Here is a 22807-nt window from a genome sequence, read left to right on the forward strand (position 1 = left end):
GGTTTCCATGAAAAAAATTCTACTATTAACTACGATTTCTGGCTTGTTGCTGTCTGGGTGCTATTCAACCCAGGTCAACATGTCAATGGGCAACATGCGCCTCATTAGCTCTAGCGCTGCTCCACAGGATGTCATGGATTTCGCGACCAAGACCTGTAGAAATGATTTCTATGAAGGCGCCAGCTTTTTGTCTAAAGCGGGTAAAGAATATCGCTTTAAGTGCGTAAAAGCTGAAGAAAACGAAATCTTGATTCCTATTCCCGGCACAACCATTGCAGCTGCTGCAAAAACTGAAGCAAAGTAAACAAGACTAATGACCCCATTTACCTCACAAGAGCTGCGCAAAGGTTTTTCATCGTTTGCAACCGGGGTCACTGTCATCACTTGCTTGGATGAAGAGAATAATTCCCACGGCATCACCATTAGCTCGTTTAATACAGTCTCGCTCGAACCGCCACTCATCCTCTGGAGCCTGAAAAAGCATTCACGCCTCATGCCTTGGGTTGAGCTTGGCAAAAAACACCTGATTCACGTCCTGGAACGCTCGCAAGAAGATCTGGCAATGCATTTTGCTACGGTGAAAGTGGATCAATTTAATGGTATTGACCATAAGCTTGCAGCTAGCGGACTTACTCAAATCGATCATTGCGTAGCCTATTACGAATGTGAAACTGTTTGCGTTCATATTGGCGGCGATCACAATATCATTGTTGCCAAAGTCATTAACTTAAAAAATCATCCTGAACGAGAGCCTCTCATTTTTGCGCGCAGTAAATTTGTTGGCCTCGATTTCACAGAAATCCAATCTAGCTAATAACAGCTACCTTCGTAAGGAAATACCATGATGCGTTTATGGGGTCGTAAAAGTTCTATTAACGTACAAAAAGTATTGTGGTGTCTTGCAGAGTTGGGTCTTAAAGAAGGTAAAGATTTTGAGCGTATTGATGCTGGGCTGCACTTTGGGATCAATGACACGCCTGAGTTTTTAAAACTCAATCCAAACGGTTTAGTTCCCACGTTAGAAGATGGTGACGTTGTACTCTGGGAGTCCAATACCATCATGCGTTACTTGGCACGTCAACATGACAAGGCTGGACGCTTTACTACTAACATCAAGACTCAATACGAATCTGAGAAATGGATGGATTGGCAATTGGGCACGATGTGGCCAGCGCTACGTATTGCATTTTTGGGGCTAACCAGAACCCCAGAAGCTGAACGTAATCACCAAGCTATCTTGAAGGGCTATCAAGAAACTAATCGACTGCTTGGCATGCTTGATCAAACACTAGCCAAAAAAAATTACTGCTCAGGCAACCAATTTCAAATCGGCGATATCGTTCTCGCCCTCTGTGTCAGCCGCTGGATTCTGCTAAATAAAACCTTCCCACAGCAAACTGGAGAACGCGCAGATCTTAAGAATATTAATGCGTGGCTTACACGCCTTGAAGAAGAAACTTGCCTTAACGATATTGCCGAAAAAGAGCTTAATATCGTTAAGTAGTTTCTCTGATTTGTATTTTTACTGCTGTTTAAATTTCTTAGCGTGGTGATCGGCACCGATAAATAAGTACATTGCGGGCACCACAAAGAGTGTGAACAATGTGCCAATCGATAAGCCGGTAAAGATCACAATACCCATAGACTGTCGACCCGCAGCGCCAGCACCTGAGGCGATCACCAATGGCAACACGCCCAAGACCATCGCGGCAGTCGTCATCAAAATAGGGCGCAAACGAACGCTGCTGGCCTCTACGATGGCATCAAGCTTACTGCGTCCAGCTTCTTGTAATTCATTAGCAAATTCCACAATCAAAATTCCGTGCTTACTAATCAAGCCCATCAGTGTGACTAACCCCACCTGGGTATAGACGTTTAAGGTGGTGAATCCTAGATTAATAAAGATCAAGGCGCCAAATAAAGCCAATGGCACAGAAACCAAAATCACAATCGGATCACGGAAGCTTTCAAACTGAGCCGCAAGTACCAAGAACACGATCAAGATCGCAAAGAACATAGTGACTAGGAAGCCACCGGACTCAGCCATAAATTGACGTGACGGGCCAGCATAGTCCATGCTGTATCCATTAGGCGCAACTTCTTTCAAAGTCTGGCGCATGAACTCCAGCAAATCTGCCTGTGAGATAAACGGTGTGCTTACGCCCGAGATCGTCGCGGAGTTCAACTGCTGAAAGTGGTTAATTGATTGAGGCACTACTCTTTTTTTAATTGTTGCAATAGTGCGCGCCTGGACCATAGCACCGCTTGGGGTGCGGATGTAGTAATCTAAGATTTGATCTGGATTTAAGCGATCAACTTGTTTCACTTGTGGAATTACACGATAAGAGCGTCCGGATACCGAGAAATAATTCACAAAGCCGCCACCTAAAGCAGCAGAGAGTGACGCGCCGACTTGCTGTTGAGTCATCCCCAAAGCCGCTACTTTTTCACGATCGATTTCCAAAACATCCTGCGGTTTATCAATCTTCAAATCAGAATCGACGAAGAAGAAGTTACCGCTACGGCGTGCCTTATCCAATACTGCTTGGGATACTTCATTGAGCTGCGCATACGATTCTGTGGTGTTGATCACCACCTGAACTGGCAAGCCCTGCGCACCAGGCAATGCTGGAAACTGGAAAGCGGCTACACGTGCGCCTGCAATCGTATTCCACTTCTGTTGCATATCTTCTTGAAACTTAGTGGCATTGCGCTTACGCTCACCCCAGTCCTTGAGCAAAATACCACCAAAGCTAGAAGTTGGGCTTGTGATCTGAAAGGCCTGCTCATATTCTGGTTCTGCTGCAGCGATTGCGTAAATTTGATCCGCATAAGTCTGCATTTGGTTAACCGTACTATTAGGCGGCCCTGACGCCTGCATCAAAACAATGCCTTGATCTTCTGTTGGCGCCAATTCAGCACGTGCAGTTGCGTAAAGATAGGCAACACCACCCAGCAAAATGACGCCCATCACAATGATGACTTGCCAGGTGCTTAATAATTCACGCAAAGTGCTTTGATAGCTGTGATGCACCTTATCAAAGATGCGATCAATCTTTTGCACAAATGATGAAGCTTCCTGTTCTTCAGTGAAGATGCGCGAACACATCATCGGCGATAGCGTTAACGCAATCAACCCAGAAACTGCCACTGCACTAGCCAAAGTAAAGGCAAATTCTGTAAATAAGGCGCCGGTTAAACCGCCCTGGAAGCCAATTGGGATATACACCGCAATCAACACGACTGTCATAGCCAAAATAGGGCCGCCTAATTCGCGCGCAGCAATTAAAGAAGCCTCTAAGGGCGACTTGCCCTCTTTCATATGACGGTCAACGTTTTCCACCACAATAATGGCGTCGTCGACCACCAAACCAATTGCCAGCACCAAGGCCAACAGGGTGAGCAAGTTAATGGAATAACCCAAAACCTGCATTAAGAAGAATGTGCCAATAAGAGATAAAGGCATTGCAATGACTGGCACTGCAACAGCACGTGCACTACCCAAGAAGAGGTAAATCACTACGGTCACAATGACCAAAGCTTCCAGCAAAGTTGAAATAACTTCGTCAATAGAGCTAGTAATAAATTTAGTTGAGTCGTAAACGATCTTGCCGGTCATACCAATTGGCAATTGCTTCTGAATATCAGGAACTACATCTCGAACACGTTGTGCTACATCCAACAGGTTTGCTTGTGGAGCCACCTTAATCGCTATGAAGACCGAGCGCTTGCCGCTAAAGGCCACATTAGTGTTGTAGTCCTCAGAACCCAGCGTGACGTTTGCCACCTGCTCTAAATAGACAATATTTACACCATCTCTTTTGATAACTAATCTACGAAACTCATCAAGGGTGTGCAGATCGGTGCCAGCCACTAAATCGACCGCAACCATATCGCCCTTGGTGCTACCAACGGCCGAAAGATAGTTATTTGCAAACAAGGCGTTGTAGACATCATCCGCACCAACACCCAGGCCGGCCATCTTTTCTCGATCAAGCCAAGCGCGTAAGGCGAACTTACGACCACCAGTAATCTCTGCGTTTTGAACACCCTCAACAGAGTCCAACTTTGGCTTTACAACACGCAACAAGTAATCGGTGATTGCGTTATTGGGAATTTCATCGCTATAGAAACCCATGTACATTGCAGCAGTAGATTGACCAACCTGCACCGTCAAGATCGGCTGCTGTGCTTGGGGTGGCAACTGATTCTTAACCGCACTAATTTGAGTTTGTATCTGCGTTAATGCTGCGTTTGAGTCGTAATTCAATTTCAAGGTAGCAATAATGGTAGAAACGCCACTTACGCTAGTTGAAGAGAGGTAATCAATACCCTGAGCTTGAGCAATAGAGGCCTCTAGTGGCTGAGTAATAAAGCCTGCGATGGTCTCTGGATCCGCGCCGAAGTATGCTGTTGTGATAGTCACAATCGCATTCTGCGTTTGGGGATACTGATTTACTGGCAAAGAGCCTATTGATTTCAGTCCAAATATCAATACCAGCGCGCTCACCACCATGGAGAGCACTGGCCTACGGATGAATATGTCAGTCCAATTCATCTGCTATTTATTCCTGGGGCTTCGGATCAGGTGAGTTTGCCGGCAGCACCTTGTTGTTAATAATTAGTGGCGTGCCATTCTTTAACTTCAGCTGACCACTAGTAACAACGGTTGCTCCCTCATCAACACCTTTGAGAATAGCCACTTGATCGCCACGTGTTAATCCAGTTGTGACAAATACTTGTTGTGCCTCAAGAGTAGGATTGCCTTTCTTATCCTTCTTACCAGTTGGTTTGGCAATAAAGACAGTTGAACCATAAGGGTTGTAAGTAACTGCTGTTTGCGGGAGAGTTAAATACTTCACCTGATCGCCAAGCTTGATATTGACGTTAGCAAACATGCCCGGCAGAATTTTCTTATCTGGGTTGGCCAGTTGAGCCTCAACCTGAATATTGCGGGTATTAGTGTCTACCTTTGGACTAACGGCCGTGATCTTGCCTGTGAAGCTCGCATCTTTAAATGCATCGGTCGTCACCACCACCTCTTGGCCAACCTGAATTTGCTCAGCATTATTTTGTGGCAAATTGAAATCTACAAAAATTGGATCCAAAGTTTGTAGTGTTAGCAACTTATCTCCAGGGTTCACATATTGACCTGGATTGATAGCCACAATTCCGATGCGCCCACTAAATGGCGCCTTAAGATTTTTCTTGGCTACTAATGCCGTCTGCTGCTCAACCTGAGCCTGCTTCGATTTAGCATCTGCAGCACTCGTATCAAATACGTTTTTACTAATTGCCTGAATTGCCAACTGCTGCCTATCGCGCTCATTAATCACCTTAGCTAAATCTGCCATGGCCTTTAATGAATTTAACTGTGCGACATCAGAAGTATCATTTAACTTAATCAGTAAATCACCTTCTTTAACGTCCTGCCCAGACTTAATGGGCACCGTTTGCACGAGGCCGCCCAATTCTGTACTGAGCTCAACACCCCTAAATGCACGCACATTACCAACGCTCGTTAACTTGGGCTGCCACTCAGAAGACTCAATCACCATGGTGGAAACCGTTGCAGGAGGCAAGCCCATACCAGCAATGAAATTCTTAATTAAAAAAGTCTTTAACTGATTAAAAGCAAAAATTAAACCTAGCAACAGAAACACGCCACAAAGCATGATGGTCATACGGCGAGGTAGTGGCTCCATAGCCATTAATTTTTCATGTGCTTTAGTGCCGCGCCATTTTTGCCCCATGCGAGCCCAAAAAGCTTTTGCCTTTTCCCAAAGGGCAATGGCTCTCTCGCGCAATTTCCACTCAATTGCTTTGCGTTTTGTCCATGCCCATAAGGCAAGAACTAAAGCAATGAGCTTGTTCTTAATTTGTTCCAGAAGTTTCATTTTGATCTTTGTTCGCTATGTCTTTTGGTTTAAAAGCGGGGCCTTCACGATTCCACCAGCCACCACCCAGCGCTGCAAATAATGCTGCTGTATCTGAGAAACGAGTTGCTTGTGCAGAAACGGATTTCACCTTTGCTTGTTGATATTGATTTTGGTAATAAAGCACTGCTAAATAACTTGCTGTGCCTAACTTGTATTGCTGCTGTACTAAATCCAAAGTTTCATAGGCATAACGCTCTGCGTCTGATGCTGCTTTAAGTGCCTGAGCACCAGTCTCTAGAGCACGTAACGCATTAGCCACTTCTTGAAATGCATTTAAGACAGTTGCCTGATATTGAAAAGCTGCTTGCTCGTAGTTAGCAATTGCGCCACGACGTTGCGCCAATAGCTGACCACCTTGGAAAAGCGGCTGCAAGATACCGCCACCCAGAGTCCATAAAGATGAGTTAGGCCCAAATAAACTGCTTGATGTCAGTGCCGCAGCGCCAATCGATCCGGTGATATTAAATTGCGGCAATAGGTTGGCCGTTGCGACACCGACAAAAGCGTTCTGTGCTTTCAATTGAGCTTCTGCAGCACGCACATCAGGGCGCTGGCGCACTAGACTAGAGGGCACTGAGAGTGGCAACTTCTCTGGTAATTTTAAATTTGCCAAATCAAACTTAGCGATATTGGCATTACTTGGAATCTCACCCACTAATACCGCCAACTGGTTACGCGCAAATGCTAGATTTCTTTCGTAGTTGAACAGATCTACTTGAGAGCTGGAGACTAGTGTGCGCTGCGATGTAACGTCAACTTTAGAAACTGTACCAATCACTAATTGCTTCTCGGTTACTTCAGCAAGATTGGTTTGAGCTTTCAAAATTTCTTCTGTGGCCTGCATCTGTGCACGAAGAGCCGCCTCTCTCACGGCACTTGTTACCACATTGGCGGTTAAAGAAAGATAGGCGCCTTCTAACTGAAACTGCGCCACTTCTGCTTGCGCACGCGCACCTTCTACCGCCCTACGCGCCCCTCCAAATACATCTAACTTATACGTAACATTTACTGAGGTGTTGTACAGATTGTAAGTATCGGTGCCATAGTTCAAACCGTAAACAGCTGATGGCTGCTTCTGTCTTAAGGCATTTGCGCCAACGCCAATTGCTGGAAAGTACTGCCCACCAATTTGTGCATTGACGTTTTCTTGGGCTGCGCGGAGTGCTGCATCAGCTGCGCCTAAATTTGGATTTTGCTCAAGCGCTTTTTTAATAAGTGCATCAAGCTCGGGAGATTTATAAAGCTCCCACCATTGCGCTTCAATATCAGCACCTTCAACAAACTCTTGATCACTACCCCCAGGCACACCAGGAGCAGTTGTGAGTTTTTTGGTAAGAGGGGTTTCAGTATATGAAGAGGTCTTCGGTGCCTCAGGTTGCTTAAAGTCTGGTCCAACCGCGCACGCAGAGAGAACCGCCACACAAATTAGTGGGATTAACTTCAAACGTGAGCTTGGGTTTATCAACGGAAACATGAGTTGCAACAAATATCCTCTTTTACAAGGGTTATTTGAACACAAAAATGCAATCAGAGCCCCGTAAAGCCCTGATTTATCTACTGAATTTTGTTCACAACTTTAGGTGAATGTCAAACAAGCGGAAAAAATTATTCAACCGTGACACTCTTAGCCAAATTTCTGGGCTTGTCTACATCAGTACCGCGTACGCAGGCCGTGTGATACGCCAATAACTGCAGCGGAACTACGTGCAGGATAGGCGAAAGATTGCCATAGTGCTCCGGCAAGCGGATGACGTTAATGCCATCACTATTCACAATCTCGGTGTCATGATCAGCAAATACATAGAGCTTGCCGCCACGTGCTTTTACTTCTTGCATGTTGGATTTGAGTTTTTCTAGCAACTCATCTTTTGGGGCAACTGTCACTACCGGCATCTTATCGGTCACCAATGCAAGTGGTCCATGCTTTAACTCCCCAGCAGGATATGCCTCTGCATGAATATAAGAAATTTCTTTCAGCTTTAAGGCACCCTCTAGTGCGATTGGGTAATGCAAGCCACGACCTAAGAAGAGCGCATTTTCACATTTAGCAAAAGCATCACTCCAGGCAATTATTTGCGGCTCAAGCGCCAACACTGCATGCAGGGCTTTAGGTAAATGACGTAATTCGCGAAGTAATTCTTTTTCTTTTTCAGCAGAGATTCTGCCGGCACGTTTCGCCAATGAAACTGCCAAGAGATACAAAGCCAAGAGTTGTGTAGTAAATGCTTTCGTTGAAGCAACACCAATTTCAGCTCCAGCTTTGGTCAAGAAATGCCAATCAGTTTCACGAACCATGGCACTACTAGCCACATTACAAATTGCTAAAGTGTATTTATGCCCCAAACTCTTGGCATGACGTAAAGCAGCCAAGGTATCAGCCGTCTCGCCAGATTGTGAAACAACCACAATCAACGTTTTTGGATTAGGAACGGTAGTCCGATAGCGGTACTCACTTGCAATTTCAACTTGTGTCGGAATACCGGCGATGTCTTCTAACCAATATTTAGCAACACAAGCAGAGTAGTAGCTGGTGCCACAAGCCAAAATCAAAATTTGATCGAAGGCTTTCCAGTCTTCAGGACTTGCATTAAATAAACCGGGACCAAATTCAGCAATATTGGCCAGCGTATCGCCGATTGCGCGAGGTTGCTCAAAAATTTCTTTTTGCATGTAGTGCTGATACGGCCCCAAATCAACCGAGTCAGCTTGCGCAGGCATAGGCTTCAACTCTCTATGGGCAGGCTTGCCCGCCTGATCAATCACCTCAACACCATCCGCCTTAAGAACTGCAACATCACCCTCATCCAAATACAGCATGGAATGAGCGCGGCCGGCCAAAGCCAGGGCATCAGATGCTAAAAAGTGCTCATGGTCCCCGATTGCTACCACTAGAGGTGATCCGACGCGCGCGCCCACCAGGGTGTTTGGGTTGTCTTGGGCAATTACGCCGATAGCATAGGCGCCATGCAATTTTGGGAGCACCGCTCTAACTGACCGTGCAATATCTTTTTGTCCACTAGCAACAAATTGCTGATGAACTAAATGAGCGATCACTTCCGTATCAGTTTCGGAAGTAAACAAATACCCAGCAGCTTTTAGTTCTGCACGAAGTGATTCGTAGTTCTCAATAATGCCGTTATGAACAACCGCGATTAATCCATTGGAAATATGTGGGTGAGCATTTTGTGTGTCTGGCTTGCCGTGAGTTGCCCAGCGAGTGTGAGCAATGCCAAGCGTACCAACAAAATCTTTGCCTTGCTCAGCTAACTCAGAAACGCGTGCCGTAGTGCGCGCCCGTTCAATTGGATGTTTAGCATCATTGCCGTTGATGACCGCAAAACCACAAGAGTCGTAACCGCGGTACTCTAAGCGGCGTAAGCCCTCGACCAAAACATCAACAATATTTTTATGGGAGGCTGCGCCAACAATACCGCACATTATTTTTTACCTTTTGCAGTTTTCTTAACTACTTTTTTAACCACTTTCTTCGCGGTCTTCTTTGATGCTTTTTTTATTGCTACCTTTTTAGCTGCTACTTTTTTGGCGGCTGGCTTTTTAACAATACTCTTTTTTTCTTGCTTTACAGGGCGCTGCCACTGCAATGAAATTTGCTTTGCTCTCGATACAGTCAACTGATTTGCTGGCGCATCTTTGGTGAGCGTTGTACCAGCACCCAATGTGGCGCCGCGACCTACGCGCACTGGCGCAACGAGTTGCGTATCTGAGCCGATAAAAACATCATCTTCAATGATGGTTTGATGCTTGTTAACCCCGTCGTAGTTACAGGTAATCGTACCGGCACCAATGTTGACTCTAGACCCAACAATAGAGTCACCAACATAAGCTAAATGGTTAGCCTTGCTATTGGCCGCAATTTTGCTGTTCTTGACTTCAACGAAGTTACCAATATGAACGTCGTTTGATAAATCTGCACCTGGGCGTAAGCGAGCATATGGGCCAATAAGAGATTGATTGCCTACTTTGGCACCATCTACATGGCTATATGCATGAATCACTACACCCTTACCAATTACGCTATTGCGAATCACACAGTAAGGGCCAATCTTTGTACCGGCATCTAAAGTAACGCAGCCTTCAAATACACATCCAACGTCAATTGATACATCCGTACCGCACTCTAAAGTACCGCGTACATCAATGCGTGCCGGATCAGCAAGAGATACGCCCGCATCCATTAATTGATTAGCGATATTAAGTTGATGAACGCGCTCAAGTGCAGCCAGTTGATCGCGACTATTGACGCCAACAGTCTCAAACTCATCATCGGCCTGTGTTGTCCGAATTGGTGCGCCATCTTTGACTGCCATGGCGATCACATCGGTTAAGTAATACTCGCCCTGTGCATTACTTGCACGCAAAGCCTTTAACCATTTTTTTAATGAGTTTGTTGGCAGCACCATGATGCCGGTATTGATTTCTTGAATCTGTTTTTGCGCTGGAGTTGCGTCTTTCTCTTCAACAATCTCTTTTACTGAGCCATCGGCATCGCGCACGATACGGCCATAACCAGTGGGATTGCTTAAGTTTTGGGTAAGGAGTGCAAGCGCACTATCTTGACCTCGCACACCATCCGCTAACTTTGCTAATTTAGCGAGAGTCTTTTTTGTTGTCAGTGGAACGTCACCGTACAAAACTAGTGTGGGCTCTTGAAAATCTAATTTTGGTAACGCCTGCAATAAAGCGTGACCGGTACCCTTTTGCTCGGCCTGAAGTGCAGTCACCACTTTGCCAAAGCTTGGATTTTCTTTGCTGGCATTTAATAGAAATGATTTAACGTCTGCCGCTCCATGCCCAACAACGACAACGGGGCCTGTTTTTGCCTTCTTATCCTGCAGCGAAAGTGCGGTACTGAGGACGTGCTGAAGGAGGGGTTTGCCTGCTAGATTTTGCAGGACCTTGGGCAGAGCGGATTTCATCCGCTTTCCTTGCCCAGCAGCCAAAATGACGATATTCATAAAGGGGGATTATAAGTCCCCTGAATCATGGTTCCACAGGCTAATTCGTCTAATTCCGCCTCATCAATTGCCTTGTCGCCAGCAGATCTAGCGGCAATCCCAGAGAGCTCGGTGGAAATCTCTAGGTTTTTGAAATCAAAAGCCTCCCCATCCATTAAATGAGACGGGACGATATGGTGCATAGAGCGGAATAAGTTTTCCACTCGACCTGGATGCTTTTTCTCCCAGTCGCGCAGCATTTCTTTCATCACTTGGCGCTGAAGATTGGGCTGACTGCCACAGAGATCGCATGGAATGATAGGGAAGTTCATATCTGTCGCATAACGCTCTAGCAACTTTTCGGGAACGTAGGCCAAAGGACGAATGACGATATGTTTGCCATCATCGGATCGCAACTTTGGTGGCATGCCCTTGAGTTTGCCCGCATAAAACATATTGAGCATCAAGGTTTCTAAGATGTCATCACGATGATGTCCCAATGCAATCTTTGTTGCACCTAATTCATCTGCGACGCGATACAAAATTCCACGGCGCAAACGTGAGCACAGTCCACAAGTGGTTTTACCTTCAGGGATCACACGCTTCACAATGCTGTAAGTATCTTGCTCTTCAATGTGATATTGAACGCCCAAACCCTTTAGGTAATTGGGTAATATTTCCGCAGGGAAGTTGGGTTGCTTTTGATCCAAATTCACCGCGACGATTTCAAAATTGATTGGTGCACGCTCACGCAACTTCATCAAAATATCGAGCATGGCGTAACTATCTTTACCGCCAGATACGCACACCATCACTTTATCGCCATCTTCAATCATGACAAAGTCACCAATGGCTTGGCCAACCAAGCGACAGAGTTTTTTCTCTAACTTGTTTTCTTCGAAGACAACTTTACGAATATCGCCCATAACTATTACGTTCTTTTCTGCACTGTTGCTCTAAGACGTCTTAATACGAAATACTTCAACACCCACTGAGTGGCAATCTGGATACACATCAGGCTTAGCTGTACTAACGCGCGCAGCTAACACTTTAGGATGCAGCAGCATGGCGGTCACGATGTCATCACAGAAGGTTTCCTGCAAATGGATATGGCCCTGAGAGGCCCTAGCCTTAATGGTTTCACGCATAAAGTCGTAGTCCACCACCTCATCTAATTGGTCCTGAGTTGGCGTATTCATCGCCAAAGGAATATAGAGGTCTACATTCAAGATAACGCGTTGCTCAGCTTTTTTCTCAAAGTCATGAACACCGATGTTGATATAGATTTCATAGTCACGCAAAAATAAGCGACGGCAGTCAACAAGAGCAGGATGAGAAAGAATAGCGTGCATTAATATTTGCTTTATAAAAATACTTAATTGGTTTTGAACATCACGTCACGAGTGGAGGGTAATAAATGCTGTCCACCATCTACATATAAAGTGGTCCCAGTAATAGCGCTAGACTCCGCTAAAAATACTGCTGCTTTTGCAATATCTGCAGGTGTTGAAGATTTTCCTAGTGGTGTCATTTGATGCGCCTTAGAAAAACCGTCATTCGTTTGATCGCCAGATGGGAGCGAGATTCCAGGCGCCAACCCCACTACTCGTAGATGCGGCGCAAAATCCATTGCCAATAATTCAACCGAAGAAAGTAATGCTGCTTTTGACAGCGTATAAGACAAATAATCTGGATTGAGATTAATGAGTTTTTGATCTAGCAATTGAATTACCGATGGAACAACCTCTGATCTGTTTGACTTGCTTTTTTGACATTCAAACATCAGTTGAGATAACAAAATTGGCGCCATCAAATTGACCTGCATATGCTCTTGCAATCTTTTTCCGCTTAAAGGGGTATCTGAACTGGCGCGATCATATTCAAAAATAGAGGCACTATTGACTAAGCAGCTCAGATGCGGAAAAGCAGTACTTACGGCTTTAAAAAGATTATTCGTCGAGACTTCATCGGCTAAATCTGCCTGAAAAGCCTGAGCTTTAACTCCAAATCCCTGAATTTCTTCAACGGTTTGGGCGGCCTCTTGACCTGATCGCCCATAATGAACAGCAACATCCCAGCCCTGACGGGCAAACTGCAAGGCAATTTCTCGACCGAGACGCTTTGCGGCGCCAGTCACTAAAACTGCCTTTGGTTGCTGGGATGGGGATGTTGAACTAGGGTTCAATTAAATTCTCTTAGACTAGCGAGCTATGGATATTACCTTGACCAGCCTTGAAATGGAGCATAGTGCGCTTCTAAAGGCCAAAATAGCCTCTCAAATCGCCTCTCAGGGCGGATGGCTGCCCTTTTCTCGCTACATGGAAATGGCCTTATATGAGCCTGGTATGGGCTATTACAGCGCCGGGGCTCACAAACTGGGTGCGGGTGGGGATTTCACCACCGCCCCTGAGTTGAGCCCCTTATTTGGCGCAGCTATTTGCTCAACCCTCCTACCGATACTTGAGGGCCTCAAAGACAAAGGCTTGCCCACACAAATTTTAGAGTTTGGTGCGGGTACAGGAAAATTAGCCACATCCATACTCACACGCCTAAATGACCTTGGATTTCAATTAGACCGCTACGACATTATTGAAATTTCTCCAGATTTAGCGCAGCGTCAACAGGAAAGCATTAATGCAACGGTTAAAGAACTTAATCTGAAAACGCAATGCAATTGGCTTAGCGAGTTACCTAAAAATTTCAAAGGCATCATTCTTGCCAATGAAGTTATCGACGCCATTCCGTGTGATGCCATCATTTTTAAAGATGGCTTTTGGTATTGGCATGGGGTTGCCTTCGAGAATGAGGCTCTCACTTGGAAAGCGGGTTCACCCGTTGAACAAAAGTTGCTGCCCGAGAGTTTATTAAGCAGCAACTTCTCTGAGGGCTATGTCACCGAACTACACACACCGGCAAATGCTTGGATGCAGCAAGTCGCAAAGCATTTAGAAGTTGGCTTGTTTCTGACATTCGATTATGGCTTTCCGGAGAGCGAGTACTATCACCCCCAAAGACTTGAGGGTACGCTGATGGCTCATCATCGTCATCATGCGATTCAAGACCCCTTTTATCTCCCAGGTCTTTGTGACCTAACAACGCATGTTGATTGGTCACAGATTGCACGTAGTGCATTGACAGAAAATGTAGATGATGTGTATCTCACTAATCAGGCTGCATACCTACTAGATGCAGGCATTGGCGATATCGCACTTGAGATTGGCGATCCCAGTGACCCAGAAACATTTCTTCCAATCTCCAACTCTCTACAAAAACTATTGTCCGAGGCGGAAATGGGTGAACTGTTTAAGGCCTTTGCATTTTCCAAGAACTTAGAAAGTTTGCTACCAGGTCATGTCCTTGAAGATCTGCCTGGTCTACGTGGCAGAAATAGACTCTAGTAACTTGTTTTAAGAATTTAGCGCTGCAGTAATTGCAGCCAATCTTGCGGACTCAAAGGCGCTACCAATGCGCTCGCCATTAGAGCGATCCTCTGCTGCAATACTTGCAATAATTTCTGTGGTATTGATTGCTTGGGTGTTTTTCATTGCATTTACTAAAGATAAGACATTCATCCCCAACTTATCAGCAAGATTCAAAATCACTTGAGCGCGTTCGGGCTTGCGCCAAAGGTCTGCACGATTAAACCAAGCCAAAATATCTGTAGCTTGATAAGAATGATGGAGGTGTTTATTTACTAAAACTCTCAGGTCACTAAAGATTTCGCAGAAATCACGCACTTCGATTGGCATGCGAACACAATCAGCCCAAGAACGAATTTCACCAGCAGGCAAATCCATCAAGGTAATTGCGCAACGCTCATCCAAGCCATTACTGGCACATGAGAAGTGCGTAATTAACGCCTCCCGAAAAGACTCTTCAGATAACTTGGTGACCAATGTCGGCGGCAATAGCGCACTAGCAGCACCGGTAGTCAATAAGACCTGGAACAAATGCATGGGCTTTGCAGCAATCAAGCCTCTAGCTAGCTCCTGCCAAATACGCTCGGCCGACAAAGCATTTAACTCGCCCGACTGAACAATTGCCTTTAACGCTATGAGTGTTTTTTCTGCTACGCTAAATTCTGGGAAACGCGCAGAGAATCGAGCGATACGCAATAGACGTAGTGGATCTTCTGCAAATGCATCGGATACATGCCGGAATATTTTGGCAGCCAAATCTTCTTGACCGTTATAAGGATCAATAATTGGTCCAAACTGTTTTCCGTCTGCGCCTACTTCTTGCGCCATTGCATTAATTGTTAAATCACGACGCTCTAAATCTTGCTCCAAGGTAACGGAAGGATCGGCATAAAAATGAAAGCCTTTATAGCCTTGGCCCGTCTTACGCTCAGTGCGCGCAAGCGCGTATTCGGCCTGGGTCTCTGGATGCAAGAAAACCGGGAAATCTTTTCCTACAGGGCGGTAGCCCTTCGCAATCATTTCTTCTACGCTGGAGCCGACCACAACATAATCAATATCGTGCACAGGCAAACCCATCAGGGTGTCCCTGATAGCGCCGCCCACTGCATAGACTTTCATTACTGCATGCCCTCTAGGCTACGACGACTCATTTTGAATACATCTGTCAGTGCATCGACACCGTTTGCGGGCAAAGTATTAGGTAATTGCATCGAGGCAATATTGTCACGAGACATTAAAGTGGGTCCGGGCATGAACTCAAATGCGAGCGCCTGCAAATAACCCACAAAAGCGGGTACCGGAATAATGGCACAACTTGTTTTTGCTCTTCGAGCGGCAAACTCAACGATTTCTTTCATCGTATAAACCGTTGGGCCCACCAAATCATAAGATTGATGAATTGTTTGCGGCATTGATAAGGATTTCACAAAAGCAGATGCAACATCATCCACACTCACCGGCTGAAACTGAGCCTGATGGTTGGCTAAAGGCATAGCAGGGAATAACTTAGTCAATTTAGAAAACAAATTAATAAATTGATCTTGCGCACCAAAGATGACCGATGGTCTAAAGATGGTCCAATCTAAATTGCTTGCCTTGACTGCAGCCTCACCATCGCCCTTGCTGCGCTGATACATGGAAGGGCCATTAGAATCTGCGCCTAGTGCACTCATGTGCAAATACCGCTTTAAGCCATGCAACTGCATCGCCGTAATAATATTTTTTGGCAAATCTACATGAGCCGCTTTAAATACTTTTCCATAAGGCTGAGCTGGCTTGTCATGCAAAACACCAACCAAATTGATCACTGCTCCATTTTTATCAATACGCCCACAAAGACTTTGCAGTTCATCAAAATCATGAATATCAGCATCTTCAACGTGGACCTTAGGCAGCATTCGTAATTCACGTGCGGCAGCCAAGTGGCCTGTTGGAATCAATACAGAATAGCCTGCAAGCTGGAGTTGCGCCGCAATCACTCGCCCTACAAATCCATTGCCGCCAATCAGAAGGATGTCGTATTTCATATGAGGCTCTCTTTGCCTGGAGAGGCAATTAATTGTTTAAGGAAGTTCAGATTGAGTTGCAGCCTTCGGCGCAATTACACCCAATCTTTGCTTTAAAGATTGTGTTTGGCCATTCATTACAGACGAATAGTAATTTGCATTAGAGAGTACGTTCTTTACATACACACGTGTTTCCGTGAATGGAATAGTTTCTGCAAAAATTGCGCCTTCGGTTGGGCCTGATAATTTTTCACGCCAAGCTTTTGAGCGAGAGGGTCCTGCGTTATAGGCCGCCGAAGCCAAAACCCAAGAGCCATCTAGATCCACGAGAACCATATTTAAATAATTACTACCCAATGTCAGGTTGGTATTAGTGTCGCTCAGCTTGTCATTAGTGTAATTTGTCATGCCAATTTTTTTGGCTACGTACTTAGCAGTATTAGGCATCACCTGCATCAAGCCGGATGCACCGACAGAGGATGAAGCATTCATAATGAAGCGAGACTCCTGACGAATCAAACCATATGCCCAAGCAAGATTCAAATCGATTTGACGCGCAATCGGAGATAGCTCCTCTTTAAATGGTGTTGGGTAACGCAAACTAAAGTCATGCTCTTGCTTTGTACGATCAGCGGTATTCACAACACGGTCGTATAGATGAATACGCTTCGCATACTCAGCTGCAGCCAATAACTGCTTATCAGTCATGTTGCGCAATTCCCAATTCCACTCGCGATTACCCTCAAAGCGCAAGTTCATGGCATATAAGCGCTCACCACGAATAAATCCTTTACGACTTGCTATTGCATCAATCTCTTGCTCAGTCACCTTAGTCTTGGCAGGCGCATGATTTGACTTGCCTAGCTCTTCACGCGCCAGTTGACCATAAAAGTTGTATTGATCAGCAATCAACTCAAAACTGTCTTTGGCCTTAGCATCCTGGCCTTCCGCTTTTAATGCGCGTCCATACCAATAGGTCCATGCGGGATCTTTAGCGCGGACTGCTGGATTCATGCCATCAATCGCGTTCTTTACTAGGGGCCAGTCTTTGGCGCGCAAACCAGCTCGTACTTTCCACTCTTGCGATTCAACAGAAAGTAGCTCGTTATAACCAAGCTCCTGCTGCAAACGATAAGCATCATCCGCATTGGGATCTAACTTCTTAGCTAAAAACTGCCCGATCACACCCCATGCAACCGCTTGGTTCTCTTTGCTGTAGCGCGATGCATTTTGAGAAAAGTCACGATACGCTTTTGCTGGATCTGCCTTAGCAGATTTCACAATATCTCCTATTGGATCTTCGCCCCCAAGACGGCGTGCCATAGTGTCAAAACCTCTCTCACTTGCAGCACGACCAATCGCCTTAGCTTCGCTAGGCGACATGCCGCCAGCAGCAACTAGCGAGGGCACTAACTCTTGGCAAGCCTGCCCAAAGTAACCCGGGTCCAATAAGACTGAACGCGAATCAATTGCCAATTTAGTTGGGTTCTCGCCCTGAGACAGCTTAGATAACAAGGAGTAGCACTTTACTTGCGTATCGTCATCCAATACAAACTTAGCGTACTCAGCATCAAAGCGCGCCCAATCTCTTCGTTTACCCAAAACCAAAAGCCAATCATTGCGCATACGATCTGCTAGGGCTGTGCCTTGATATTGATTTAAGAATGCAACGACTTGAGCATCCGCACCATAGTCATTACGCGCACCTCCAGCGCTATCAAACAACTGTGGCTTTATGCGGAAATAAGTTACGTAATCATCAAATGGGTAGTTGGCTAAATTTGAAGCGAGTTGCTGAGTCCGAAATACGTCGTTCTTTTTTGCAGCCTCACGAAGATCAATAAACATCCGATCAGTATCGGTAATTTCTGCGGGAGCAGCTTTGCTCTCATATGACTTAGGTAGGCTTGGCTTTTTGGTTTTTTCTGCAAAGCTACTAGACATACCAAGCGCTAGGCCCAAGATCAAAATCTTAGCCATCAAAAGGTGCTTGCTACTGAATATTGCGGACTTCATTCTTGCTATCTAACCCCATATCTATTTACCTGACTGTAGCCAGGCAACAACTTGATTACTATATCCTTTAATTTTCGCCTGATAATGGTCGATATGCACGGTAATTCAGCAAAAACTCTTCGTCAAAATTTATTGAAGCAACGGACTATGTTGGCTGCCGAGCATGATTACGCTCAAATTCAAGCGCGCCTCATCGATCACTTAAATGAACTGCTATCAGAACAAGGCGATTCCTGGCAATCTATCGCTCTTTATTGGCCTATTCAGGATGAGATCGATTTGCGCTCTACCTTGGTGGCTTGGGCTAAAAAAGCTCCCAATAGGACTCTTTCACTGCCATTTGCGCGCCCCGATAAACATCTCGATTTTTATGAATGGCGCCAAGGAGATCAATTAATTCCAAGCATGCATGGCGTACCAGAGCCTAGTCCAGAAAATCCTGCACGACCCCAACTGATACCTGACTGCATCCTCATCCCCTGTGTTGGCTGGTCTTGCTCTGTAGTTGACGGCAAAACACATTACTGGCGCCTGGGTTACGGGGGTGGTTACTTCGATCGCACTCTGGCGCAGCTACGAAAAAATAACCCAAACCTCATTTGCATGGGGATTGGGTTTGATTGGCAAAAATTAGATGATTCTCAATGGGCTGCTCAAACGCACGATGAGCCATTGGATATGCTCCTGACGGAGTCTGGATTACTTCGTTAAATCTAAGTTATCTGCAATAGCCAAAACTGCATCAGCCTGATTGAGCGAGTAGAAGTGGATTCCAGGTGCGCCAGCGGTCAATAACTGGTCACACAAGTCAGTCACCACCTCTTCGCCAAATGCGCGAATAGATGCAATGTCATCACCATAAGATTGAAGACGCAAACGAATCCAGCGTGGAATTTCTGCGCCGCATGCATCTGAGAATCGCAATAACTGGCTGCTATTGGTGATCGGCATAATGCCCGCGATGATCGGCTGAGTTACACCCTGGTCATATGCCTCATCAACAAAACGGAAGTAGGCGTCACTGTTATAAAAATACTGGGTGACCGCAGAGTTCGCGCCAGCCTTCATTTTTTGCACAAAGAAATCCACATCACTGGCAGGCGACTTCGCCTGTGGATGTGTTTCTGGATATGCAGCGACATCAATATGAAACCAATCGCCTGTTTCTGCGCGAATAAATTCAACTAATTCATTGGCATGATGAAACTCGCCATACTGGCCCATGCCAGATGGCAAGTCACCGCGCAAAGCCACAATACGCTTTACGCCTAAGGCTTGATATTGCTTGAGCATCTCGCGCACGCTTTCACGTGAGCTGCCAACACAAGACAAATGAGGAGCAACTGCTGCACCAGCAGCATGAATATCACTCACCACTTTTAATGTGCCAGACTGTGTAGAGCCACCGGCACCAAAGGTCACGGAATAAAACGCAGGCTTAAGCGATTCACTGAAGCGCTCGCGCACAAGATGCAACTTACTCTCACCTTCAGGTGTTTTAGGAGGAAAGAATTCGACGCTTAATTCCATGATTTTGGCCTAGGTATCTATTGAACAGTGATTGGATTAATAACGGTAGTGGTCAGCCTTATATGGGCCTTCCTTCGTTACGCCAATGTAAGAAGCTTGCTGGTCAGACAGCACAGTCAACTCTGCATTGAGAGTCTTGAGCTGTAAGCGTGCAACCTTCTCATCTAAATGCTTAGGCAATGTGTAAACACCGATTGGGTATTTATCTGTACCCACTGCATTCCACAATTCAATTTGCGCAATCACTTGGTTTGCAAATGAAGAACTCATTACGTAAGAAGGATGTCCTGTACCGCAACCCAGGTTAACCAAGCGGCCTTTAGCCAAAATGATGATGCGCTTCTCAGGCTTGCCATTGGCTGCCGGGAAAATCACATGATCAACTTGTGGCTTAATTTCTTCCCACTTGTATTTCTCAATACCAGCAACATCGATCTCATTATCAAAGTGGCCGATGTTACAAACGATGGCTTGATTCTTCATCTTAGCCATATGGTCATGCGTAATCACATGGTAGTTACCAGTTGCAGACACGAAGATGTCTGCTTTGTCAGCGGCGTAGTCCATGGTTACAACACGGTAACCTTCCATCGCAGCTTGCAAGGCGCAAATTGGGTCTACTTCAGTAACCCATACTTGAGCAGACAAAGCACGCAATGCTTGTGCTGAACCCTTACCCACGTCGCCGTAGCCGCAAACTACAGCAACCTTACCAGCAACCATCACGTCAGTAGCGCGCTTAATCGCATCAACCAAAGATTCGCGGCAACCGTAGAGGTTGTCGAACTTGCTCTTAGTAACGGAGTCGTTTACGTTGATTGCTGGGAACTTCAAATCGCCCTTGGCGAACATTTGATACAAGCGATGTACGCCTGTAGTGGTTTCTTCTGTAACGCCTTTTACTTTTTCCAGGCGTGTTGAGTACCAAATCGGGTCTTGCGCCAATTTCTTCTTAATGGCTGCGAACAAAATGGTTTCTTCTTCGCTAGTTGGGTGATTCAAGCAAGCTTGATCTTTTTCAGCGCGCGCACCAAGATGCAACAACAAAGTAGCATCGCCACCGTCATCCAAAATCATGTTGGTGTAGCCGCCATCAGCCCACTCAAAAATACGATGGGTAAAGTCCCAGTACTGCTCAAGGGTTTCACCCTTGATCGCAAATACAGGAGTGCCATTAGCAGCGATTGCTGCAGCAGCGTGATCTTGTGTAGAGAAAATATTGCAAGATGCCCATTGAACTTCAGCACCAAGTGCCTCCAGGGTTTCAATCAGCACAGCTGTTTGAATGGTCATATGCAATGAACCAGTGATGCGTGCACCGCGTAATGGCTGTTGTGCAGCAAACTCGTCGCGAATAGCGATCAAGCCAGGCATCTCAGTTTCAGCAATCGCGATTTCTTTGCGACCAAAGTCAGCCAAAGTGATATCAGCAATTGCGCAACGAGTTGCAACAAAGTTATTTAAATCAGAAACGGTATTCATTAATGCTCCAGCTAAATACGATCCAATGCTGGAGTAGAAACTCGCTAGCCATTGAATCATGGGTTAGCGAGCGCGGTTGCAATTAGCAAATTCCGTTTAGGAATCCACTCCCTTCAAGCCTGGGGAAGTACTGGGTCTCAGCATTCCTTGCAACGCTCCTTGAAGGTATGCCGTAATTGTAAACAATTACGGCATATTTCGCCTCAATACACCTACAAACTGCGTATTTCCTACTTACAGACCTGCTGCGGCACGTAATGCAGCCGCCTTGTCTGTTTGCTCCCAAGTAAATTCTGGCTCCTCACGACCAAAGTGGCCGTAAGCAGCAGTCTTCTTGTAAATTGGGCGCAAGAGGTTAAGCATCTTCACAATGCCTTTTGGACGCAAGTCAAAGTGCTCAGAAACCAATTGAGCAATCTTCTCATCTGAAATCTTGCCTGTGCCAAATGTGCTCACCATTACTGAAGTTGGTTTAGCAACACCAATCGCGTAAGAAATCTGAATCAAGCACTTGCTTGCCAAACCAGCAGCAACCACGTTCTTTGCAACATAACGGCCAGCGTATGCTGCAGAGCGGTCAACCTTAGATGGATCCTTTCCAGAGAAAGCGCCACCGCCATGAGGAGCTGCGCCACCGTAGGTATCCACAATAATTTTGCGACCAGTTAAACCGCAATCACCTTGTGGACCGCCGATCACAAAACGACCCGTTGGATTAACCAAGAAGTTAATCGCACCTTTGATTAAATGCTTAGGCAATACTGGTTTGATGATTTCTTCGATGACTGCTTCGCGCAACTTTTCGAGAGAAATATCTTCATCATGCTGAGTAGACAACACAACTGTATCGATAGAGTCAGGCTTGCCGTCTACATAACGCAATGTCACTTGTGACTTTGCATCAGGGCGCAACCAGTTCAAACGGCCATCACGGCGCAATTGGGATTGACGCTCGACTAAACGATGTGACAAATGAATTGGCAAAGGCATGAGCTCTGCAGTTTCATCACAAGCGTAACCAAACATCAAACCTTGGTCGCCAGCGCCTTGATCCAAGCCATCGTCATGAGCCTTATCAACGCCTTGAGCGATATCAGGACTTTGCTTGTCATAGGCAACCAATACTGCACAGCCTTTGTAGTCGATACCGTAATCAGTATTGTCGTAACCAATTTCACGCAAAGTATTGCGAGCAACTTGGATGTAATCAACGTTTGCGTTAGTAGTAATTTCACCAGCCAAAACTACTAAACCGGTGTTGCACAATGTTTCTGCTGCAACACGTGCAGTTGGATCTTGAGCCAAGATAGCATCAAGAATCGAATCAGAAATTTGGTCTGCTACTTTATCGGGGTGACCTTCAGAAACAGATTCTGAGGTAAAGAAGTAATCGTTTGCCATTGCATATTCCTTTATTAATTAACACGATCATTGGGACAACTCGACGTGCCAGGAACTAC

General features: G+C 45.7%; 19 protein-coding genes and 1 riboswitch. Of the genes, 5 read left to right on the top strand and 14 right to left on the bottom strand.

Translation table 11 applies throughout. The features are described 5' to 3' along the window. Window positions 1-7: 7 nt before the first annotated feature. From QMF28_RS09530 to QMF28_RS09540, 3 genes are read left to right on the top strand one after another with little or no spacing between them, the layout of a single operon-like run. Entirely contained in the window at window positions 8-304 is a 297-nt protein-coding gene (locus QMF28_RS09530; protein WP_281742463.1) for a hypothetical protein, read from the top strand. A 9-nt stretch (window positions 305-313) separates the two neighbouring features. After that, complete coding sequence (locus QMF28_RS09535) at window positions 314-814, top strand: flavin reductase family protein (RefSeq protein ID WP_068319774.1); 501 nt, start codon at window positions 314-316, stop codon at window positions 812-814. 27 nt (window positions 815-841) lie between these two features. Further along, window positions 842-1504 (top strand): glutathione S-transferase family protein, encoded by a 663-nt coding sequence (locus QMF28_RS09540; protein ID WP_281742464.1) that lies wholly within the window; start codon window positions 842-844, stop codon window positions 1502-1504. An 18-nt stretch (window positions 1505-1522) separates the two neighbouring features. Here QMF28_RS09540 and QMF28_RS09545 read toward each other — a convergent pair whose 3' ends face one another. From QMF28_RS09545 to QMF28_RS09580, 8 genes are all read right to left on the bottom strand, one after another. Beyond that, window positions 1523-4558, bottom strand: a complete 3036-nt coding sequence (locus QMF28_RS09545; protein ID WP_068319776.1) for an efflux RND transporter permease subunit — start codon at window positions 4556-4558, stop codon at window positions 1523-1525. A 7-nt stretch (window positions 4559-4565) separates the two neighbouring features. Then, the gene (locus tag QMF28_RS09550) at window positions 4566-5705 is read right to left on the bottom strand and encodes an efflux RND transporter periplasmic adaptor subunit (protein ID WP_486644326.1); all 1140 of its coding nucleotides are present in this window, start codon (window positions 5703-5705) and stop codon (window positions 4566-4568) included. Window positions 5706-5874: 169 nt separating this feature from the next. Further along, window positions 5875-7413 carry an efflux transporter outer membrane subunit gene (locus QMF28_RS09555; protein WP_281742466.1) on the bottom strand — a complete coding sequence of 513 codons (1539 nt, stop codon included), beginning with the start codon at window positions 7411-7413 and terminating at the stop codon, window positions 5875-5877. Window positions 7414-7544: 131 nt separating this feature from the next. Continuing rightward, window positions 7545-9377, bottom strand: a complete 1833-nt coding sequence (gene glmS, locus QMF28_RS09560; RefSeq protein ID WP_281742467.1) for a glutamine--fructose-6-phosphate transaminase (isomerizing) — start codon at window positions 9375-9377, stop codon at window positions 7545-7547. After that, window positions 9377-10915: a bifunctional UDP-N-acetylglucosamine diphosphorylase/glucosamine-1-phosphate N-acetyltransferase GlmU gene (gene glmU, locus QMF28_RS09565; RefSeq protein WP_281742468.1), complete on the bottom strand. Its 1539-nt coding sequence runs from the start codon at window positions 10913-10915 to the stop codon at window positions 9377-9379. Before glmU ends, glmS begins: the two co-directional genes overlap by 1 nt. Next, on the bottom strand, window positions 10912-11820 hold the full coding sequence (gene ttcA / locus QMF28_RS09570; RefSeq protein WP_281742469.1) for a tRNA 2-thiocytidine(32) synthetase TtcA: 909 nt from the start codon (window positions 11818-11820) through the stop codon (window positions 10912-10914). The genes glmU and ttcA overlap by 4 nt, the downstream gene beginning before the upstream one ends. A 30-nt stretch (window positions 11821-11850) precedes the next feature. Beyond that, on the bottom strand, window positions 11851-12246 hold the full coding sequence (locus tag QMF28_RS09575; RefSeq protein WP_068319792.1) for a dihydroneopterin aldolase: 396 nt from the start codon (window positions 12244-12246) through the stop codon (window positions 11851-11853). A 23-nt stretch (window positions 12247-12269) separates the two neighbouring features. Beyond that, the gene (locus QMF28_RS09580) at window positions 12270-13079 is read right to left on the bottom strand and encodes an SDR family oxidoreductase (RefSeq protein WP_281742470.1); all 810 of its coding nucleotides are present in this window, start codon (window positions 13077-13079) and stop codon (window positions 12270-12272) included. Between the two features lie 25 nt (window positions 13080-13104). On the opposite strand from QMF28_RS09580, the gene QMF28_RS09585 reads away from it, so the two are divergent. Next, window positions 13105-14292 (top strand): class I SAM-dependent methyltransferase, encoded by a 1188-nt coding sequence (locus QMF28_RS09585; protein ID WP_281742471.1) that lies wholly within the window; start codon window positions 13105-13107, stop codon window positions 14290-14292. Window positions 14293-14301: 9 nt separating this feature from the next. On the opposite strand, the gene QMF28_RS09590 is transcribed toward QMF28_RS09585, so the two are convergent. Genes QMF28_RS09590 through QMF28_RS09600 form a run of 3 tightly spaced genes read right to left on the bottom strand, consistent with a single transcriptional unit; the run spans window position 14302 to window position 18335 of the window. Then, a complete protein-coding gene (locus QMF28_RS09590) occupies window positions 14302-15432 on the bottom strand; it encodes a tRNA nucleotidyltransferase/poly(A) polymerase-related protein (RefSeq protein WP_281742472.1) in 1131 nt (376 codons plus the stop codon). Continuing rightward, window positions 15432-16340 carry a complex I NDUFA9 subunit family protein gene (locus tag QMF28_RS09595; RefSeq protein ID WP_281742473.1) on the bottom strand — a complete coding sequence of 303 codons (909 nt, stop codon included), beginning with the start codon at window positions 16338-16340 and terminating at the stop codon, window positions 15432-15434. The genes QMF28_RS09590 and QMF28_RS09595 overlap by 1 nt, the downstream gene beginning before the upstream one ends. Before the next feature lie 36 nt (window positions 16341-16376). Next, on the bottom strand, window positions 16377-18335 hold the full coding sequence (locus tag QMF28_RS09600) for a lytic transglycosylase domain-containing protein (RefSeq protein ID WP_281742474.1): 1959 nt from the start codon (window positions 18333-18335) through the stop codon (window positions 16377-16379). A 93-nt stretch (window positions 18336-18428) separates the two neighbouring features. Between QMF28_RS09600 and QMF28_RS09605 the strand changes: the two genes are divergently transcribed. Beyond that, window positions 18429-19046, top strand: a complete 618-nt coding sequence (locus QMF28_RS09605) for a 5-formyltetrahydrofolate cyclo-ligase (RefSeq protein ID WP_281742475.1) — start codon at window positions 18429-18431, stop codon at window positions 19044-19046. Here the strand turns inward: QMF28_RS09605 and metF are convergent. The 3 genes from metF to metK all read right to left on the bottom strand — a co-directional run bounded on the left by metF (window position 19035) and on the right by metK (window position 22748). After that, the gene (gene metF, locus QMF28_RS09610; protein ID WP_281742476.1) at window positions 19035-19865 is read right to left on the bottom strand and encodes a methylenetetrahydrofolate reductase [NAD(P)H]; all 831 of its coding nucleotides are present in this window, start codon (window positions 19863-19865) and stop codon (window positions 19035-19037) included. The genes QMF28_RS09605 and metF overlap by 12 nt on opposite strands. 36 nt (window positions 19866-19901) lie before the next feature. Beyond that, a complete protein-coding gene (gene ahcY, locus QMF28_RS09615) occupies window positions 19902-21347 on the bottom strand; it encodes an adenosylhomocysteinase (protein WP_281743676.1) in 1446 nt (481 codons plus the stop codon). Window positions 21348-21408: 61 nt separating this feature from the next. Beyond that, window positions 21409-21514, bottom strand: a riboswitch (S-adenosyl-L-homocysteine riboswitch). 67 nt (window positions 21515-21581) lie between these two features. Continuing rightward, window positions 21582-22748: a methionine adenosyltransferase gene (metK, locus tag QMF28_RS09620; RefSeq protein WP_068319810.1), complete on the bottom strand. Its 1167-nt coding sequence runs from the start codon at window positions 22746-22748 to the stop codon at window positions 21582-21584. Window positions 22749-22807: the final 59 nt, after the last annotated feature.

Origin of the sequence: Polynucleobacter yangtzensis, assembly GCF_027924165.1 — a bacterium.
Classification (GTDB): domain Bacteria; phylum Pseudomonadota; class Gammaproteobacteria; order Burkholderiales; family Burkholderiaceae; genus Polynucleobacter; species Polynucleobacter yangtzensis.

What these genes read in the sequence shown, in the direction of transcription:
- QMF28_RS09530 (WP_281742463.1), top strand. Translation starts at nt 8, where the DNA reads ATGAAAAAAATTCTACTATTAACTACGATTTCTGGCTTGTTGCTGTCT.
- glmS (WP_281742467.1), bottom strand. Translation starts at nt 9,377, where the DNA reads ATGTGCGGTATTGTTGGCGCAGCCTCCCATAAAAATATTGTTGATGTT.
- ahcY (WP_281743676.1), bottom strand. Translation starts at nt 21,347, where the DNA reads ATGAATACCGTTTCTGATTTAAATAACTTTGTTGCAACTCGTTGCGCA.
- QMF28_RS09600 (WP_281742474.1), bottom strand. Translation starts at nt 18,335, where the DNA reads ATGAAGTCCGCAATATTCAGTAGCAAGCACCTTTTGATGGCTAAGATT.
- QMF28_RS09545 (WP_068319776.1), bottom strand. Translation starts at nt 4,558, where the DNA reads ATGAATTGGACTGACATATTCATCCGTAGGCCAGTGCTCTCCATGGTG.
- glmU (WP_281742468.1), bottom strand. Translation starts at nt 10,915, where the DNA reads ATGAATATCGTCATTTTGGCTGCTGGGCAAGGAAAGCGGATGAAATCC.
- metK (WP_068319810.1), bottom strand. Translation starts at nt 22,748, where the DNA reads ATGGCAAACGATTACTTCTTTACCTCAGAATCTGTTTCTGAAGGTCAC.
- QMF28_RS09605 (WP_281742475.1), top strand. Translation starts at nt 18,429, where the DNA reads ATGCACGGTAATTCAGCAAAAACTCTTCGTCAAAATTTATTGAAGCAA.
- QMF28_RS09540 (WP_281742464.1), top strand. Translation starts at nt 842, where the DNA reads ATGATGCGTTTATGGGGTCGTAAAAGTTCTATTAACGTACAAAAAGTA.
- QMF28_RS09585 (WP_281742471.1), top strand. Translation starts at nt 13,105, where the DNA reads ATGGATATTACCTTGACCAGCCTTGAAATGGAGCATAGTGCGCTTCTA.
- QMF28_RS09555 (WP_281742466.1), bottom strand. Translation starts at nt 7,413, where the DNA reads ATGTTTCCGTTGATAAACCCAAGCTCACGTTTGAAGTTAATCCCACTA.
- metF (WP_281742476.1), bottom strand. Translation starts at nt 19,865, where the DNA reads ATGGAATTAAGCGTCGAATTCTTTCCTCCTAAAACACCTGAAGGTGAG.
- QMF28_RS09535 (WP_068319774.1), top strand. Translation starts at nt 314, where the DNA reads ATGACCCCATTTACCTCACAAGAGCTGCGCAAAGGTTTTTCATCGTTT.
- QMF28_RS09575 (WP_068319792.1), bottom strand. Translation starts at nt 12,246, where the DNA reads ATGCACGCTATTCTTTCTCATCCTGCTCTTGTTGACTGCCGTCGCTTA.
- QMF28_RS09595 (WP_281742473.1), bottom strand. Translation starts at nt 16,340, where the DNA reads ATGAAATACGACATCCTTCTGATTGGCGGCAATGGATTTGTAGGGCGA.
- ttcA (WP_281742469.1), bottom strand. Translation starts at nt 11,820, where the DNA reads ATGGGCGATATTCGTAAAGTTGTCTTCGAAGAAAACAAGTTAGAGAAA.
- QMF28_RS09550 (WP_486644326.1), bottom strand. Translation starts at nt 5,705, where the DNA reads ATGGAGCCACTACCTCGCCGTATGACCATCATGCTTTGTGGCGTGTTT.
- QMF28_RS09590 (WP_281742472.1), bottom strand. Translation starts at nt 15,432, where the DNA reads ATGAAAGTCTATGCAGTGGGCGGCGCTATCAGGGACACCCTGATGGGT.